Below are 16,761 nucleotides of genomic sequence, written 5' to 3'. Positions count from 1 at the left end.
TCAAGCCTGGGCGTTGGCCTTGGCTTCCGCAAGGCCGGGCAGCTTCATCATCATCGACATCGACGACTTCAAGGGCATCAACGACACGTACGGACACCCGATGGGAGACCGCGTGCTCGTGGCGCTGGCCCGGCACCTGCGCTCGACCGTGCGCTCCGGCGACGTAGTGGCGCGCTTCGGGGGCGACGAGTTCGTGGTGTTCGCACGCGGGCTACCGGCGGGCAAGGCGCTGGAAGGGCTCGTGGCGCGCCTGACGCAGAACACGTTCACCGGTCGCCGCTCCGACGACCCGGGCCTCGGCATCCCGCTGCCCTCGGTCTCCATCGGCGCCGTGACCAGCCCCGATGGCAGTGCTGGCTTCGAGGAGCTGTACGCCGCGGCCGACAAGGCCCTCTACCAGGCCAAAACGGGCGGCAAGAACCGCCTGCAGCTCACGTGCATTTAGGGACAGTCCCCAAATGCACGTCAAGCGAGCGCCACGTCGAGCGCGAGCATCAGGGTGAACCCGAGCGCGAACAGGATGGTCGGCAGGTTCGAGTGGCCGCCCTCGCCCTCGCTCATCTCGGGCACGAGCTCCTCCACCACCACGTACATCATCGCGCCGGCGGCAAAGCTCAGCAGATAGGGGAGCGCGGGGATCACGAGGTCGCTCAGCGCGATCGTGACCAGCCCGGCGACAGGTTCCACCACGCCGGACAGCGTCCCGAGCCAGAACGCCTTGCCCTTGCTCGCCCCCTCGGCGTGGAGCGGCATCGAGATGATCGCGCCTTCCGGGAAGTTCTGAATCGCGATGCCAAGCGCGAGCGCCAGGGCCCCGGCCGCAGAGATGTCGACCGCGCCGCTCAGCCAGCCGGCCACCACGACGCCGAGCGCCATGCCCTCCGGCACGTTGTGCAGCGTCACGGCGAAGACCAGCATCGTCGTGCGCTTGAGGCGCGACGCGTGCCCCTCGGGCGCGTCGGCCCCCGCATGGAGGTGCGGCACCGTCATGTCCAGCAGCAGCAGGAACCCGATGCCCAGCCAAAAGCCCACCACCGCCGGCACGAAGGACCAGGTGCCGAGGTGGGCGGACTCCTCGAGCGCCGGGTCGAGCAGCGACCAGATGGACGCGGCCACCATCACGCCCGCCGCGAACCCGGCCAGCGCGCGCTGCACCCAGCTCTTGAGGCCGTTCTTCAAGAACAGCACGCAGGCGGAACCGAGCGTGGTTCCCGCGAGCGGGATCAGCAGGTACAAAGCGACATCGGCCAACATGGGCGCTCCTCGGGTCGGGTTCTCTCGGGTTCCCTTATGCCCAGTCGTCCGTTTGCGCGGATCCTTTGGAAAGTGGAATAAAGTGGGACAGACCACGACCATTTGAGAGGGAGTCCCCATGTTCCTCAAAGAGCGCCAGGACGCCATCGCCGAGCAGATCCAGACGGACGGCCGCGTGACTGTTTCCGACCTCGCCCAGCGCTACGACGTCAGCGAGGACTGCATCCGCAAGGACCTCAAGACCCTGGCCGAGGAGGGCCGGTGCAAGAAGGTCTACGGCGGCGCGATCCGCGTCGAGGCCGCGCCGGACCGCAACATCTTCCACCGCATCGGTGTGCGCACGGACGAGAAGCGCCGCATCGCCGAGCAGTCCTACGAGCTGATCGGCGACGGCGACACGGTCTTCCTCGACGTCTCCACCACCAACATCGCGCTCGCCGAGCTGCTGGCCACCGGGACCAAGCGCTGCATCGTGGTTTCGAACATGATCGACCTGCTGCAGATCCTCGCGCAGAACCCCTTGCTCAAGGTGCTCTCCACGGGCGGCACGGTGAACCTCGAGCTCAACGGCTTCGTGGGCACGATGACGGTGGACGCGCTGGCCCCGATGCGCTTCAACAAGTCGTTCATCGGCGCCCTTGGCATCGATATGGAGACCGGCGGCGTGCTGACCTTCGACGTGGACGACGCCGCCGTCAAGCGCACGGCCCTCGCCCGCACCGAGACCCCGTACCTGGTGGCCGACCTGCAGAAGTTCGGCGCGCCCGGCAACTACGAGTTTGCCAGCGTGGCAGACTTCACCGCCCTGATCACCGACGAGCCCAACGAGGGCTTGGAGGCGGCCGTGGCGGACCTCGGCGGTCGCATCCTGGAGGGCTGAGTCGCCGGTATGGCGTGCGCTGCGCCGCCATTCGAGCCGAATCGGCAAGGTCTTGCAACTTTGCGCCGAAGGGCGGTGCGAACCGCTCCGCACGCGCCGCCCTTCGGCCTGAGCATGCAAGAGTGCTTATGACAAGGTGCGGGTTCACGCGGAATGGCGGCGCGTGGTTGGCCCCCTGCGCCGCCATTCCGCCCAAGCATGCAAAAACGCGCGGTTTGGTGCCGAATTGCGGCGCGTTCTCGTGGGCCGTCCGTGCAGGTGCAGCGCTCTGGTTTGGTCGCTTCTCAGACTTGCTATAAATCAATAGGAAATGCGACGAACTAAGCTCCAAGGAGCCGACATGAGCAACCCTACCGCGACCGTCACCAACGTCCAGCGCTACTCGCTCCATGACGGTGGCGGCATTCGTACCAATGTCTTTCTCAAGGGCTGCCCGTTCCGCTGCCCCTGGTGCTGCAACCCTGAGAACCTGTCCCGCGAGCCGGAGGTCTCCTTCAAGCCCAGCCTCTGCATGGGCTGCTCGCACTTCCAGCCCGGCGCGCGCCTCTGCGACACGCCGCCCGAGCTTTGTCCCAAAAAGGCCAAGACCCGCATGGGCGAGACGAGGTCCGTGAACGACCTCATGGACGAGATGCTCCGCGACGCCGCGTTCTACGAGGAGTCGGGTGGCGGTGTCACGGTCTCTGGCGGCGAGGCCCTCACCTGGCCGGAGTTCCTCGCTTGCTTCATGGCCCGCGCCAAGCGAGAGCTGCTGCAAACCGCGCTGGAGACCACGCTCGCGCTGCCACTGTCCAACGATGTCCTCGCCGAGCTTGCCCGGCATATCGACGTCTGGCTCGTGGACTTCAAGATCGCCGACGCCGCGCGCTCGCTCGAGCAGGTCGGCCTTGACCCTGGCATCCGCGACGAGAACCTCCGGCGGCTGCGTGCGCTTCTCGGCGACGACGCCTTTGCGGCCCGCGTGGTGGCCCGCATGCCGATCGTCCCCGGCTACACGGATCAGCCGGAGAACGTGGCGGCGAACCTGGACACGATCGTCGACCTCGGCCTTCGCCGCGTGGACGTGCTCCCGTTCCACCAGCTTGGCAGCGGAAAGTACGACTCCATGGGTCGTGACTACACGATGGGGGACGTGCCCCAGCTCGCGGACGAGGACGTCGCTTGGATCGTCGACGCCGCCGCCGAGAAGGGTCTCGACGCCCGTCTGCACGGGGAGTGAGCGCGTCTCCTTCGCGCTCAACTTCTGCACCAAGTTTTGCAACTAGCGCGCCCGACGCCGCTGCCGAAGTCGCCCAAATCCGGCACCGTCGGGTTCGTCGCCGAGAATCACGGTCTTCTGCAGCGGCCAGTTAGACCTTTTGCTGCAGAACTTGCGCCGAGCCCCGCCGCGCTCCCGTAGCCCTTTGTGCAGGAATCGTGCAGGTCGGCGTACCGCGTACTTTATCGCGCAATCCGACACAAATCGGATAAACTACGAGTAATCAATAGCCACGTCCGCTGGAGAAGCCATGCTCACCCCCCGCACCCAGGCCATCAAGGAAAGCCTCTTCGCGCAGGAGCGCCCCATCGACCTCGAGCGGGCCCTCCTCTACAAGGAGAGCTACGAGGCCACCGAGGGCGAGCCGGTCGTGGTCCGCCGTGCGAAGGCGCTGCGCCACCTGCTCGACAACCACCGGATCGTGATTGGCGAGGGCGAGCGCCTCCTGGGCAACCGCACCGCCGTGCCGCGCGCCGGTGTGGTCTCCCCGGAGATGAGCCCCTACTGGATCGAGGACGAGCTGGACCAGTTCGGCACCCGCCCGCAGGACCGCTTCGCCATCACCGACGAGGACAAGGCCACCTACCGCGAGGTCCTCAAGCCCTACTGGGCCGGCAGGTCCCTCAACGACTGGTACCGGGCCCACGTGGCGCCCGAGGTGGTCGAGGCCCAGAGGACCAAGGTCTTCGCCGTGGCCCAGACCGACAAGGGGCAGGGCCACATCATCCCGGACTTCGGCCTTGTGATTGACGAAGGCTGGGGCGCCCAGCTCGAGAAGGCCCGGGCGCAGCTGGCCGAGAACCCGAACAACGCGTTCCTCCAGGCAGCCGTCATCTGCCTCGAGGCCGTCATCTCTTACTACGGCCGCTACGTGGTGGAGTGCGGGCGCCTCGCCGCCGAGGCCCGCGAGGCCGGCAACGAGGCCCGTGCCCAGGAGCTCGACGAGGCCGCCGCCCGCATGGCGCGTCTCGCCACCGAGCCGGCCCGCGACTTCGTTGGCGGCCTCCAACAGCTCTGGATGACGCTGCTCGTGCTCCAGCACGAGTCCAACGCCAGCTCCATCTCCCTCGGCCGCATGGACCAGTACCTCTGGCCCCTCTACCAGGTGAGCGAGCGCGAGCTCTCCGCCGACGCTCTCCGCGAGTGGATCCAGGAGTTCTACCTCAAGTGCAACACGGTGGTCTTCGTGCGCTCCACCGAGTCCGCCAAGTTCTTCGCCGGCTTCCCCTCCGGTTTCACGATCACCGCCGGCGGCATCGACGCCCAGGGCAAGGACTGCTCCAACGAGCTCTCCGAGCTGCTCCTCCAGGTGCAACACGACACGCGCCTGCCGCAGCCCAACCTGTCCCTGCGCGTGCACTCGCTCACCCCGGCGCGCCTGCTCACCTGCGCTGGCGACGTGATCCGCCTCGGCGACGGCATGCCCCAGGTCTTCAACGACGAGGCCAACGTGCTCGCGTTCGTGAACCGCGGCGTCTCCCTCGAGGACGCCCGCGACTACTCCGTGGTGGGCTGCGTCGAGCTGTCGATCCCCGGCCGCATGTACGGCCTCCACGACATCTCGATGTTCAACATGGTCCGCTGCCTGGAGATCGCGCTCGAGGAGAACCCCGAGGGCTTCGAGACCTTCGACGGGCTGGTGGGCGCCGTCGAGGGCGTCATCGACCGCATGGTCAAGCTGATGGTCGAGGGCTGCAACACTTGCGACCTCGCACATCGCGCGACGGCTCCGACCCCGCTCCTCTCCTCGCTGATGGACGGCGCGATCGAGCGCGGCCGTGACATCACCGAAGGCGGCGCGAAGTACAACCCGTCCGGCGTCCAGGGCGTGGGCACCCCCAACCTCGCCGACTCCCTCGTGGTGCTCAAGCAGGCCGTCATCGAACAGGGCCTTCTCGACTGGGACGAGATGAGCGCGATGCTCGGGCGCGACTGGTCCGGCGACGGCGACGAGGTCTGGCGCCAGCGCTTCATCAACCAGTTCCCCAAGTACGGCAACGACATCGACGAGGTGGACACCCTCGGCGCGCGTCTCCTCAGCCACTACGGCCACGAGGTGGTGCGCTACGAGAACCCCCGCGGCGGCCACTTCCAGCCGGGCAGTTACACGGTGTCCGCGCACATCCCGCTCGGCGAGGCTTGCGGCGCCACGCCGGACGGCCGCCACGCCCACGACCAGCTGGCCGACGGCGGCCTCTCGCCGATGGTCGGCCGCGACCAGCACGGGCCCACCGCGTCGCTCAGGTCCGTGTCCAAGCTGGACAACATCCAGGACTCCAACGGCTCGCTGCTCAATGTGAAGTTCTCGCCGAGCACGCTCGCGGGCGACGAGGGCCTCAACAAGCTGGCCGCGTACCTCCGCGCGTTCTGCCGCCTGAAGATCCAGCACATCCAGTTCAACGTCGTCGACAAGGCCACGCTGCTCGACGCGCAGGCGCACCCGGAGAACCACAAGGACCTCGTCGTCCGCGTGGCGGGGTACAGTGCCATGTTCACCGAGCTGGCCAAGGGCATCCAGGACGACATCATCAATCGGTCGGAGCACACGCTGTAGCCAGTCCCGGTGCGCGTATGCTTCGGGTACCGGGAGAGCGACTCGCCAGGCACGTCGTGGGGCCTCGGGGCCCCGTTGAGAAAGGGAGTTTCATGGAACTGTTCCTCGACACCTCTGATGTGGACGCCATCGCCGAGCTCTGCGAGCTCTACAACGTGGCCGGCGTCACCACCAACCCCACCATCGTCACCAAGAGCGGCAAGCCCTTCGACCAGCTCATGGCCGAGATCGTCGATGTGCTCGACCCGGGCCAGAAGCTCTTCGCCCAGGTGGTCTCCACCGACTTCGACGGCATCATGGAGGAGGCCCGTCGCATCACGTCGCTCCGCGCCGAGAACACCTACGTCAAGATCCCGGTGACCCGCATCGGCATGCGGGCCATCAAGGCCTGCAAGGCCGAGGGGCTCGGCGTGCTCGCCACCGCCATCTATGCGCCCAACCAGGCCTTCATGGCCGCCCTCAACGGCGCCGACTACCTGGCGCCCTACGTCAACCGCATGTGCAACCTCGGCGACGGCATCGGCCAGGTGCTCCAGCTGCAGCAGATGCTCGACGTGCAAGGCGTGGACTCCAAGGTGATCGCGGCGTCCTTCAAGAACGTGCAGCAGGTGAACGAGCTGATCGCCGGCGGCATCGAGGCCGTCACCATCCCGGTGGACGTGGCCTACAACATGATCGACAACCCGAGCACCCCGATCGCGGTGGACGAGTTCACCGCCAACTGGGAGAAGGCCTACGGCACGACCGCACTCTGATGTGCATTTAGGGACAGTCCCTTTTTGCACATGCATGATGCAACCAGGGCGCCGCGTTTCTCGGAGACGAGGGCGCGGCGTTCTCGTGCGGAGCGGCGGCTCTTGCGGGGAACCGTTTCTGCGCAACCCGAGCGGGCTGCTTGCGGGCAAACGTTTCTCCGCAACCGGTTTCCCGAGCAAAACCCCAGCTGGCCGAGCCCGCGCCGCCGAGACGACGCCGGTTCTCCGCAACCGGTTCCATGGCTTTGCGGGGAACCGTTTCCCCGCAACGTGCGTCCGGGCCCGCGCGTCCGAGAGCGCCCCCTGCGCCGTCCAAAACGGCATGCCAACCGACCGCTCGCCGATAGCCGCCGTGGCCCCCTCGTGAAACCAAGGGAGGCTCCCGGGGTTGCCGGCTCCGGACGACGGCGCCCTACCCAGCGCAATCGCCGCTCTCGAAATACCTATCAACAAGGGGTATTTTTGCCCCTTCTACCAGCTACTTTGTGGTCGCCGATCCACGACCCTGCAAAGCACCTCAGCTTTTGCGATACTGCAAACTGTATGCGTCGAGTACGCGCGTTTTTGCGTGCCGCCGTGCCGGTCAGCCGGCCGTAAGCCATCTACACGCGGTGACGGATCGCGTCGAAGGAGAGGGTATGGAACGTAAATTCAAGTCAATGGACGGCAACGAGGCTGCTGCTTGGGTCAGCTACGCCTTCACGGAGGTGGCGGGCATCTACCCGATCACGCCGTCCAGCCCGATGGCCGACCATGTCGACCAGTGGGCGGCCCAGGGGCTGAAGAACATCTTCGGCACCACGGTCGAGGTCACCGAGATGGAGTCCGAGGCCGGTGCCGCGGGCGCCGTCCACGGCTCGCTGGGCGCCGGCGCGCTCACCACGAGCTACACGGCCTCCCAGGGCCTGCTCCTGATGATCCCGAACATGTACAAGATCGCCGGCGAGGGTCTGCCCAACGTGCTGCACGTCTCGGCCCGTACCGTCGCCACCCAGGCGCTCAACATCTTCGGCGACCACTCCGACGTCATGGCCTGCCGCCAGACCGGCTACGCGATGCTCGCCGAGGGCAACGTGCAGGAGGTCATGGACCTCTCGCCGGTGGCCCACCTCGCCGCCATCGAGGGCAAGGTGCCGTTCCTGAACTTCTTCGACGGCTTCCGCACCTCGCACGAGATCCAGAAGGTCGCCACCTGGGACTTCGACGACCTCAAGGACATGGTGGACATGGACGCCGTGCAGGCGTTCCGCGACCACGCCCTCAACCCGGAGCACCCCACCGCGCGCGGCTCCCACGAGAACGGCGACATCTTCTTCCAGCACCGTGAGGCCTGCAACAAGCACTACGACGCCCTCCCCGAGGTCGTGCAGTCCTACATGGACAAGATCAACGCCAAGCTCGGCACCAGCTACCACCTGTTCGACTACTACGGCGCCCCCGACGCGGACCGCGTGGTCGTCTGCATGGGCTCCTTCTGCGACACCCTCGAGGAGGTTATCGACTACCTCAACGCCCAGGGCGAGAAGGTGGGCCTCGTCAAGGTGCGCCTCTACCGTCCGTGGTCGGTGAAGGACTTCGTCGCCGCGCTGCCCGAGACCGTCAAGTCCGTGGCCGTGCTCGACCGCACCAAGGAGCCGGGCTCCATCGGCGAGCCGCTCTACCAGGACGTCGTCACCGCCCTCTACGAGGCCGGCAAGACGGACATCACCGTGATCGGCGGCCGTTACGGCCTCGGCTCCAAGGACGAGCCGCCCGCGGCCGCGTTCGCCGTGTACGAGGAGCTCAAGAAGGACGAGCCCAAGCGCGAGTTCACCATCGGCATCGAGGACGACGTCACGAACCTCAGCCTGCCCATGGACCCGAACGCGCCCAACACCTCCGCGGCCGGTACCATCGAGTGCAAGTTCTGGGGCCTCGGCGGCGACGGCACCGTGGGCGCCAACAAGAACTCGATCAAGATCATCGGCGACCACACCGACAAGTACGTCCAGGCCTACTTCCAGTACGACTCCAAGAAGACCGGCGGCGTGACGGTGAGCCACCTGCGCTTTGGCGACAACCCCATCCGCTCGCCCTACTACGTGAACCAGGCCGACTTCGTGGCCTGCCACAACCCCAGCTACATCATCAAGGGCTTCCCGATGGTCCGCGACGTCAAGCCGGGCGGCACGTTCCTCGTGAACTGCCAGTGGTCCGACGAGGAGTTCGCCAACCACCTGCCGGCCGTGGCCAAGCGCTACATCGCCGAGAACGACATCAACGTGTACCTGATCGACGCCATCGACCTGGCCGAGCAGGTGGGCATGGGCAAGCGCACTAACACCGTGCTGCAGTCCGCGTTCTTCGCGCTCGCCGACGTGCTCCCGCGCGAGGACGCCCTCCAGTACATGAAGGACGCCGCCACCAAGTCCTACTCCAAGAAGGGCGAGGCGATCGTGGCCGCCAACCACAAGGCCATCGACGCCGGCGCCACCGCCTACCGCAAGTTCGAGGTGCCGGCCGACTGGGCCGACGCCACGGACGAGCCGGTCGACGAGAAGCTCCGCGGCTACGAGGCCATCGTCAAGCAGGTCCAGGAGCTCATGGAGCCCATCAACCGCATGGACGGCGACTCCCTGCCCGTCAGCGCCTTCATGGACCACGTGGACGGCGGCTTCGAGCTCGGCGCCTCCGCGTACGAGAAGCGCGGCACGGCCGTCATGGTCCCGCGCTGGAACCCGGACCTCTGCATCCAGTGCAACAACTGCTCCTACGTGTGCCCGCACGCCGCGATCCGTCCGGTGGTGCTCACCGAGGAGGAGGCCGCGAACGCGCCGGAGTCCCTCAAGCACACCAAGATGAAGATGCCCAAGGGCAACCCGTTCGAGTTCGGCATCACCGTCTCGCCGCTCGACTGCCTCGGCTGCTACAACTGCCTGACCGCGTGCCCCAAGTCCACCCAGAAGGACGGCGGCGCCCTCACGATGGTCCCGCAGGAGGAAGAGGCCGCGCAGATCCCCGCGTGGGACTACGCCGTCAACGACGTCACCGAGAAGACCGAGCTGGTCTCCGACAAGAACACCCGCGCCAGCCAGTTCGCCAAGCCGCTGCTCGAGTTCTCCGGCTCCTGCGCCGGCTGCGCCGAGACCAGCTACGCGCGTCTCGTCACCCAGCTCTTCGGCGACCGCATGTTCATCTCCAACGCCACCGGCTGCTCCTCCATTTGGGGCAACCCGGCCGCCACGTCGCCGTTCTGCTGCGACGCCAACGGCCATGGCCCGGCGTGGAACAACTCCCTCTTCGAGGACAACGCGGAGCACGGCCTCGGCCTGCTGCTGGGCTACGAGGCGGTCCAGGACCTGCTCGCGCACAAGACCGAGCTGCTGCTCGACGAGGACGTGGCGCCCGAGCTGAAGGAGGCCGCGCAGGCCTGGCTCGAGCACAAGGACGAGAACGGCGTCTCCGGCCAGGTGTCCGAGACCTACGCCGCGCTCCTCAGCGAGTCTGACAACGCCATCGCCAAGGAGATCGCGGCCAACGCGAGCTACCTGTCGAAGAAGTCCTTCTGGATCTTCGGCGGCGACGGCTGGGCCTACGACATCGGCTTCGGCGGCCTGGACCACGTCCTCGCGTCCGGCAAGAACGTGAACGTGTTCGTGTTCGACACCGAGGTCTACTCCAACACCGGCGGCCAGGCCTCCAAGGCCTCCCGTCTCGGCCAGATCGCGCAGTTCGCCGCCGCGGGCAAGAACATCAAGAAGAAGTCCCTGTCCGAGATCGCGATGTCCTACGGCTACGTCTACGTGGCGCAGGTGGCCATGGGCGCCAACCCCAACCAGCTGCTCAAGGCCATCGTCGAGGCCGAGGCCTACGACGGCCCGTCCCTGATCATCGGCTACAGCCCCTGCGAGATGCACAGCATCAAGAAGGGCGGCATGATGCACTGCCAGGAGGAGATGAAGAAGGCCGTCGAGTGCGGCTACTGGAACCTCTTCCGCTTCAACCCGGCCGCCCCGCAGGGCAAGAAGTTCTCCCTCGACTCCAAGGCGCCCAAGGGCGGCTACCTGGAGTTCCTGGAGAACGAGAACCGCTACGCCGCGCTCGAGCGCGTCAACCCGGAGCGCGCGAAGGAGCTCTTCGCCGCTAACGAGGAAGCGGCCATGGAGAACTACAACTACCTGGTCAAGCTTCAGACGCTCTACAACGACAGCGACGCCGAGTAAGCCTCGCGAACCGTGAGCAGAAGGGCCGCATCCCGAACGCGGGGTGCGGCCCTTTCTTGTATGAGTCACCATTCGTCGGACGTTGACTCAGTGCCCGTCGTGGAGCCGTGGCTACTTGGCGGGGTCCTGCTCCAGCTGGTCGTCCTCGGCGCGGTTGGGGTCGATCTCGAGGTCGTCCAGCGCGCCCTCGACCTCCTCGGCCACCATGTTGGCGTTCTGCTCGGCAACGGTGACGGGATCCGCCGGCACGGCCTGTTCCTCGGCCTTCTTCTTATCGAGCTCAGTCATGGCTCCTCCTTCTTGCCCGCGCGCCTCGGCGCGACAGCTTGGTCTGCGTTGGTTCGTACCCACACCACACCCCGGGACTAGGATGGGAAGGGCGGTCGGGTCGGTTTTCTCATCAAGGGAGCGGTCATGAGGCGCATCACGGACGTTCGAGAGGCTCAGGAGGCCCTGCGCGAGGTCACCGGTCGCGGCGGCCGCACGGTGTTCTTTGGCGGCGCCGGTGTCTCCACGGCGAGCGGTATCCCGGACTTTCGCTCCGTGGACGGCCTCTATCACCAGCGCTTCGACTACCCTCCGGAGACCATGCTCTCCCACAGCTTCTTTGTGGCGCACCCGCGCGAGTTCTTCGACTTCTATCGGCAGCGCATGATCGCGCTCGACGCCAAGCCCAACCAGGCCCATCGCAAGCTGGCCGAGCTGGAGCGCGAGGGGCGCCTCTCCGCAGTGCTCACCCAGAACATCGACGGGCTGCACCAAATGGCCGGCTCCCGGCGCGTGCTCGAGCTGCACGGCTCGGTGCACCGCAACATCTGCCAGCGCTGCGGCCACGTGCACTCCGCCGAATGGATCATGGGCACCGAGGGCGTCCCCGCCTGCGAGGAGTGCGGCGGCCCGGTGAAGCCGGACGTGGTGCTCTACGAGGAGCCCTTGGACCAGGACACCCTCAACCAAGCGGCGATGGAGGTGGCGAACGCCGACACGCTCATCGTGGGTGGCACGTCGCTCGTGGTGTGGCCGGTGGCGGGCCTCATCGACCTGTTCCAGGGCGACCGGCTGGTCATGGTGAACCTGGGCGAGACGGCCGCCGACGCACGAGCGGACCTCGTGTGCAACGTGGACATCGCGCGGGCCTTCGATTTCTAAAGAAGCGGCCGAGCAAAGCTCGGCCGTAGCCATGTTCGCCCGCCTGTAGACATCCCGCAGTACCAGAAGCGCAGCCGGCGAGCCAGGGGGTGGAGCGTCCTCCGCAGGGTTCCGGCCATCCGGCCGGAACCCGAGGACAAGCGGAATCCCCTGGCTCGCCGGCGCCCGTGCTAGTGGTCCTGCATGTTAAACGCGTTCTTCATATGCAGCGACCGCGTGAACAGCACGCTCGCCAGCAGCTTCTGCGTCGCGTCGTTCACCGTGGCGCAGATCTCGTCGTTGGCCTTCGCCAGGTAGGCCTCGGCGTCCTTGTCGTCCACGGCGTCAAAGCCCGCGTCCGTCTTCCTCACGTGCGCGATGCCAGCGCCCAGCGTCGCCTGCTGGTACTCCATGAGGCCGGACACGTTGCTATAGAACTCCGGGTCCGCCATCGCGGCGATGAGGCGCACCTGCCAGTAGTTCTGCTCGCAGTTCACATTGGGCGCAGTCGCGAGGTACTTAGGCGCGACGTCCACGTTGGCGTACACCGGGATGAACGTGTTGAAGGGCCCCGACCCCATGGCCACCCAGTCCACGGCGCGCAGGGCCTCCGGAGCGTCGCCGCGGATCTCCACGGCGCTCGTCTCGCAGGTGCGGTTGATGCCGATCACGCGGAAGTGCGCGCGGGTCGCCTCGTCGCCGAGCGCGCCATAGGGGTCGTACTCGGTGTTCTGGTAGTGGCTGTCGAGCACCCGCTTGACGTCCACGAGCGTGATGCGCTTCTCGGGCTCGCGGCACCAGGGCAGGTCGGCGTCCTCGGGGCGCCAGTCGGCGTCCGGGCCCAGATAGCTGTCCATCGGGTTCAAGATACTCATCGCGTACCAGGCGCGCGGCGTGTTGTACACGTGGTCGCGCCAGGTGTCCGAGCCAAAGCACAGCCGCGGGTTGAACACCGCCGGGATGCCCTCGTAGAGCACCTCGCCCTCCATGGGGCCGTCCGGCACGAGGCCGTTGTCCTTCATCCAGTCCACGAGGTCCGCCGAGCACATGAACGCATCCTGGTCGCCAAAGGCGTCCGTGAGGTCGAAGTAGTCGATGCCCAGCTGGTTCGGCACGATGGCGTAGCAGCCGTCCGGCACGCGGCGCGCAATCCAGTGGTGGCCGCCGATGGTCTCGAGGTACCAGACCTCGTCCGCGTCGTTGAACGCGATGCCGTTCTCCTCGTAGGTGCCGTACTGCTGGAGCAGCGCCCCGAGGCGCTCGACGCCCTCGCGCGCGGAGTGGACGTACGGCAGGACGATAGTGACGAGGTCCTCCTCGCCGATGCCGCCGGGCGTGCCGGTGGCCGCGTCGTACGCCACAAGCGGGTCGGCGCCGAGCACCTGCGCGTTGGTGGTGATGGTCTCGGTGGCGGTCATGCCCACGTTGGCCGCGTTGGCGCCGGCCTCGCCCCACACGCCGGCGGACGGGTCCACGTTGGGGACGCACAGGTAGCGCATCGGGTCGTCGGGCAGGTGCATGGTCAGGTGGCTCGTGACGCCGGTGTAGAGCCGGGGCTGGTCCTCGGGTTCGACCACGACGAGCTTCTTGGGGTTGAAGGTGCCGTTCTCGCAGTCCTCGTTGCGGGCGACGATGGTGGAGCCGTTCGCGCTCGCGCCCTTGGCCACGAGCAGGGTCGTGCAGGCCATAGACCCTCCTTGTCTGGTTGGTGACGGGTCAAAGACGGTAGGTACCCGGCGTGGGCGTTCCTCTGGCGCCGCACGGGCCCGACGGGTCACGACCGTCGGGTAATGACTCATATGAGAGTTGATGACCATCGGGAGGGACCGTGTCCGAGCACAGCGACGACGAGCAGCGACCCGAGAGGTGCGACGACCTCGAGAGCACCCACCCCATCCCGGCGCAACGGGACGCCCAACGACGTCTCGCCGGTACGCCGATGGAGGAGCAGATGGACGAGCCGCACATCTACGCGGCCAAGCGCGTCGCTCGCGAGCGGGAGCGGGACTCCTTCGCGTTCGTCTTCCTCTGTGTGAACGCCGGCCTCATCCTCACGGCCCTCGGCGTGGACCTGTTCAAGGCGCCCAACCATTTCGCGCTCGGCGGCACCTCAGGCCTCTCGATCATCCTGGCCACGCTGTTCCCGACGCTCGACGTCGGCGCGTTCATGTGGATCCTCAACGGCGTCCTCGTGGCGCTCGGCCTCGTCTTCCTCGGCCGCAAGACCATGGGGTGGACCATCTTCGCCAGCTTCGCGCTGTCCTTTTACGTGAGCCTCTTCGAGTGGGTCTGGCCGGTGGTGGACCCCCTCACCTCCAACAAGCTGCTCGAGCTGTGCTTCGCGGTCCTTCTGCCGGCGCTCGGCTCGGCGCTGGTCTTCAACGTGGGCGCGTCCACCGGCGGCACGGACATCCTCGCGATGATCTTGAAGAAGTACACCACCCTGCAGATCGGCAAGGCGCTCTTTGTGGTGGACGGCCTCATCGTCGTGTGGAGCGTGTTCCTCTACGGCGCCGAGACGGGCCTGCTCTGCATCCTCGGTTTGCTCGCCAAGACCATGGTGGTGGACGGCGCCATCGAGTCCGTGAACCAGTCCAAGGTGTGCACGCTCATCTGCAGCGACCCGGGGGCGGTCGAGCGGTACCTCGTCGAGGAGATGCGCCGCACGGCGACCCTCACCCGGGTGGAGGGCGGGTTCTCCGGCAAACCGTACACGCAGGTCATGTGCGTGCTCTCTCGCACCGAGGCGGTCCGGCTGCGCAACTGGGTTCGGCAGACGCAACCCTCGGCGTTCATGACCATCGTGACCACGAGCGACATCGTGGGCCGCGGCTTCCGCGGCGCCAACTGACCCACCAACCGACCCGCAAGGCAGGGCCCGACCGAGCAACCCCGGCCGGGCCCTGTGCGTCAAACAAACAACGGGCGATCGCCCGACGGTTGCCGGCTCATCGGTCGGAGAGCGCGAAGGCGTCCTTCTGGTGGCAGGTGCGCACGTACAGCACCTGACCGAGCAGCGCGGTGGTCTGCGCCTTGACGCTCTCGCAGATCTCCTGGTTCGCCGCGTCGAGCGCCTGCGTGATGGCCGGGGAGCTCCAGTCGCTCGTTGTGAGGCCCTTTTGCTCGGCCAGATCGGCGAGCTTCTTGTCCGTCGCGGCCACGTGTGCGAGCCCGGCGGCGAGGGTGCTGGACTGGTAGCCCTCGATGCTCTCGAAGTTGGTGAGGTACTCAGGGTCGGCAAGGCCGGCGATGAGGCGGATCGCCCAGTAGAACTTGTGGCTGTCGGGCTCCGGCTTCACGTCCACGTAGTCCGGCACCACCGATGCGTTGACGTAGAGCGGGATGCAGGTGCTGTAGTTCATGTCGCTCATCGACAACCACTGCACGGCGCGGTAGGCCTCCGGCACGGAGGGGCGGATCTGGAGGATCGAGGTCTCGGAGTTGCGGTTGATGCCGATGGGACGGAACTTGCCCTGCTGGGCATCGTCCTGGCCGAAGCCGTACGGGTCGTACGGCGTCTCCTCGTAGTGTCCCTGCAGGCAGTACTTGACGTCCGTCACGCCCAGCTTGTGCGCCGGCTTGACCGCCCAGGGCAGGTCGATGTCGCCCGGGCCCACCTGGGGGTCCGGGCCGCCGCAGGGGCCTTCCGGCGACAGCGTGCGCTGCATGTACCAGGCGCGCGGCGTGTTGTAGATGTAGTCCAGGTAGTCGTTGGTGCCAAAGACCTTGCGCGGGTTGAAGGTGCGCGGCAGGCCGCGGAACTGCTCGTTCTCATCGGCCGGCAGCTCCATCGTCGTGTCGAGGTGGTACTCCTTCATCCAGTCCACGAGGCCCTGGTCGCACATGAACTCGTTCTGCTCGCCATAGGCGTCGGCCAGGTCGAAGTAGTCGTTGCCGAGGCGGTTGGGGTTCGCGACGTAGCAGTCGTCCGGCACGCGGCGGGCCATCCAGTGGTGGCCGCCGATGGACTCGAACCACCAGATGTCGTCGACGTCCGAGAAGCCGATGGCGTTGACCTCGTAGGTGCCGTACTCCTCGATCAGCGCGCCGAGGCGCTCGCACCCCTCGCGGGCGGTCTTGATGTAGGGGAGCACGAGGGTGGGCATGTTCTCCTCGCCCACGCCGCCGAGAACCTCCGGCTTGTAGCCCGGCTGGCCCGGCTCTCCGACGGCCGGCTGGTAGCAGACGAGCGGGTCGGCGCCGAGCGTGCGCTCGTTCACGGCGGTGGTCTCGGTGGAGCTCATCGCGACGTTGTGGGCGTTGATGCCGGCCTCGCCCCAGACGCCCTGGGAGGGGTCGGCGTTCGGGACGATCGTGTAGCGCACGGGGTCGTCCGGCAGCTGGTAGGTGCGGTGGCTGGCCACGCCGGTGTAGGTGCGCGGCTGGTCCTCGGGCTCGACCACCTTCCAGGTCTTGGGGTCGAAGGTGCCGGACCCGGTGTCCTCGTTGCGCGCGAGCAGTGTGGAGCCGTCGGTGGTGGCGGCCTTGCCGACCATAAGGGATGTGCAGGCCATGGTGTCTCCTCGAGAGATTGACGGACAATGCTGCGTTGATACCCCATGTGAGGGACACGGCCTGAGAGTCGGTTCTGTCTCACAACCTGCATACGCGGCGAGCGAGGGGCCCGGGGGTGCCGCGAATCTCCCATTCAGGATTTGATGGGATCTGCTCCCGGTTGCTGAAAGAGGCGCTACTATGTGGCCTACCAGTGCCGACGGAGAGGGGAGGGT

General features: G+C 66.9%; 12 protein-coding genes. 8 read left to right on the top strand and 4 right to left on the bottom strand.

Going from position 1 to position 16,761, the window contains the following annotated elements; all coding sequences use genetic code 11:
* Positions 1 to 13: 13 nt before the first annotated feature.
* On the top strand, positions 14 to 445 hold the full coding sequence (locus tag QJ043_RS03370) for a GGDEF domain-containing protein (RefSeq protein ID WP_283722733.1): 432 nt from the start codon (positions 14 to 16) through the stop codon (positions 443 to 445).
* A gap of 20 nt (positions 446 to 465) precedes the next feature.
* Here the strand turns inward: QJ043_RS03370 and QJ043_RS03365 are convergent, their stop codons facing one another.
* Positions 466 to 1,254, bottom strand: coding sequence for a ZIP family metal transporter (locus QJ043_RS03365; RefSeq protein ID WP_283713857.1), 789 nt, complete (start codon positions 1,252 to 1,254; stop codon positions 466 to 468).
* 118 nt (positions 1,255 to 1,372) lie between these two features.
* On the opposite strand from QJ043_RS03365, the gene QJ043_RS03360 reads away from it, so the two are divergent.
* The 5 genes from QJ043_RS03360 to nifJ all read left to right on the top strand — a co-directional run bounded on the left by QJ043_RS03360 (position 1,373) and on the right by nifJ (position 10,903).
* A complete protein-coding gene (locus QJ043_RS03360; RefSeq protein WP_283713856.1) occupies positions 1,373 to 2,134 on the top strand; it encodes a DeoR/GlpR family DNA-binding transcription regulator in 762 nt (253 codons plus the stop codon).
* Positions 2,135 to 2,474: 340 nt separating this feature from the next.
* The gene (locus QJ043_RS03355; RefSeq protein WP_283713855.1) at positions 2,475 to 3,353 is read left to right on the top strand and encodes a radical SAM protein; all 879 of its coding nucleotides are present in this window, start codon (positions 2,475 to 2,477) and stop codon (positions 3,351 to 3,353) included.
* Between the two features lie 289 nt (positions 3,354 to 3,642).
* Positions 3,643 to 5,946 carry a formate C-acetyltransferase/glycerol dehydratase family glycyl radical enzyme gene (locus tag QJ043_RS03350; RefSeq protein ID WP_283713854.1) on the top strand — a complete coding sequence of 768 codons (2,304 nt, stop codon included), beginning with the start codon at positions 3,643 to 3,645 and terminating at the stop codon, positions 5,944 to 5,946.
* Positions 5,947 to 6,038: 92 nt separating this feature from the next.
* A complete protein-coding gene (locus QJ043_RS03345; protein WP_283713853.1) occupies positions 6,039 to 6,701 on the top strand; it encodes a transaldolase family protein in 663 nt (220 codons plus the stop codon).
* Positions 6,702 to 7,339: 638 nt separating this feature from the next.
* Complete coding sequence (gene nifJ / locus QJ043_RS03340; RefSeq protein WP_283713852.1) at positions 7,340 to 10,903, top strand: pyruvate:ferredoxin (flavodoxin) oxidoreductase; 3,564 nt, start codon at positions 7,340 to 7,342, stop codon at positions 10,901 to 10,903.
* Between the two features lie 111 nt (positions 10,904 to 11,014).
* Here nifJ and QJ043_RS03335 read toward each other — a convergent pair whose 3' ends face one another.
* The gene (locus QJ043_RS03335) at positions 11,015 to 11,191 is read right to left on the bottom strand and encodes a hypothetical protein (RefSeq protein ID WP_283713851.1); all 177 of its coding nucleotides are present in this window, start codon (positions 11,189 to 11,191) and stop codon (positions 11,015 to 11,017) included.
* A gap of 126 nt (positions 11,192 to 11,317) precedes the next feature.
* On the opposite strand from QJ043_RS03335, the gene QJ043_RS03330 reads away from it, so the two are divergent.
* On the top strand, positions 11,318 to 12,052 hold the full coding sequence (locus QJ043_RS03330; RefSeq protein WP_283713850.1) for an NAD-dependent protein deacylase: 735 nt from the start codon (positions 11,318 to 11,320) through the stop codon (positions 12,050 to 12,052).
* Between the two features lie 170 nt (positions 12,053 to 12,222).
* Here QJ043_RS03330 and QJ043_RS03325 read toward each other — a convergent pair whose 3' ends face one another.
* Positions 12,223 to 13,719: a C69 family dipeptidase gene (locus tag QJ043_RS03325; protein WP_283713849.1), complete on the bottom strand. Its 1,497-nt coding sequence runs from the start codon at positions 13,717 to 13,719 to the stop codon at positions 12,223 to 12,225.
* 140 nt (positions 13,720 to 13,859) lie between these two features.
* Between QJ043_RS03325 and QJ043_RS03320 the strand changes: the two genes are divergently transcribed.
* Positions 13,860 to 14,882, top strand: coding sequence for a YitT family protein (locus tag QJ043_RS03320; RefSeq protein WP_283713848.1), 1,023 nt, complete (start codon positions 13,860 to 13,862; stop codon positions 14,880 to 14,882).
* A 97-nt stretch (positions 14,883 to 14,979) separates the two neighbouring features.
* Here the strand turns inward: QJ043_RS03320 and QJ043_RS03315 are convergent, their stop codons facing one another.
* Positions 14,980 to 16,545, bottom strand: coding sequence for a C69 family dipeptidase (locus QJ043_RS03315; protein ID WP_283713847.1), 1,566 nt, complete (start codon positions 16,543 to 16,545; stop codon positions 14,980 to 14,982).
* Between the last annotated feature and the right edge of the window lie 216 nt (positions 16,546 to 16,761).

The organism is Kribbibacterium absianum, from assembly GCF_030067705.1.
GTDB lineage: Bacteria > Actinomycetota > Coriobacteriia > Coriobacteriales > Atopobiaceae > Kribbibacterium > Kribbibacterium absianum.
The sequence above is the reverse complement of the archived record's forward strand: the minus strand, read 5'-3'. Positions and strand labels throughout refer to the sequence as shown.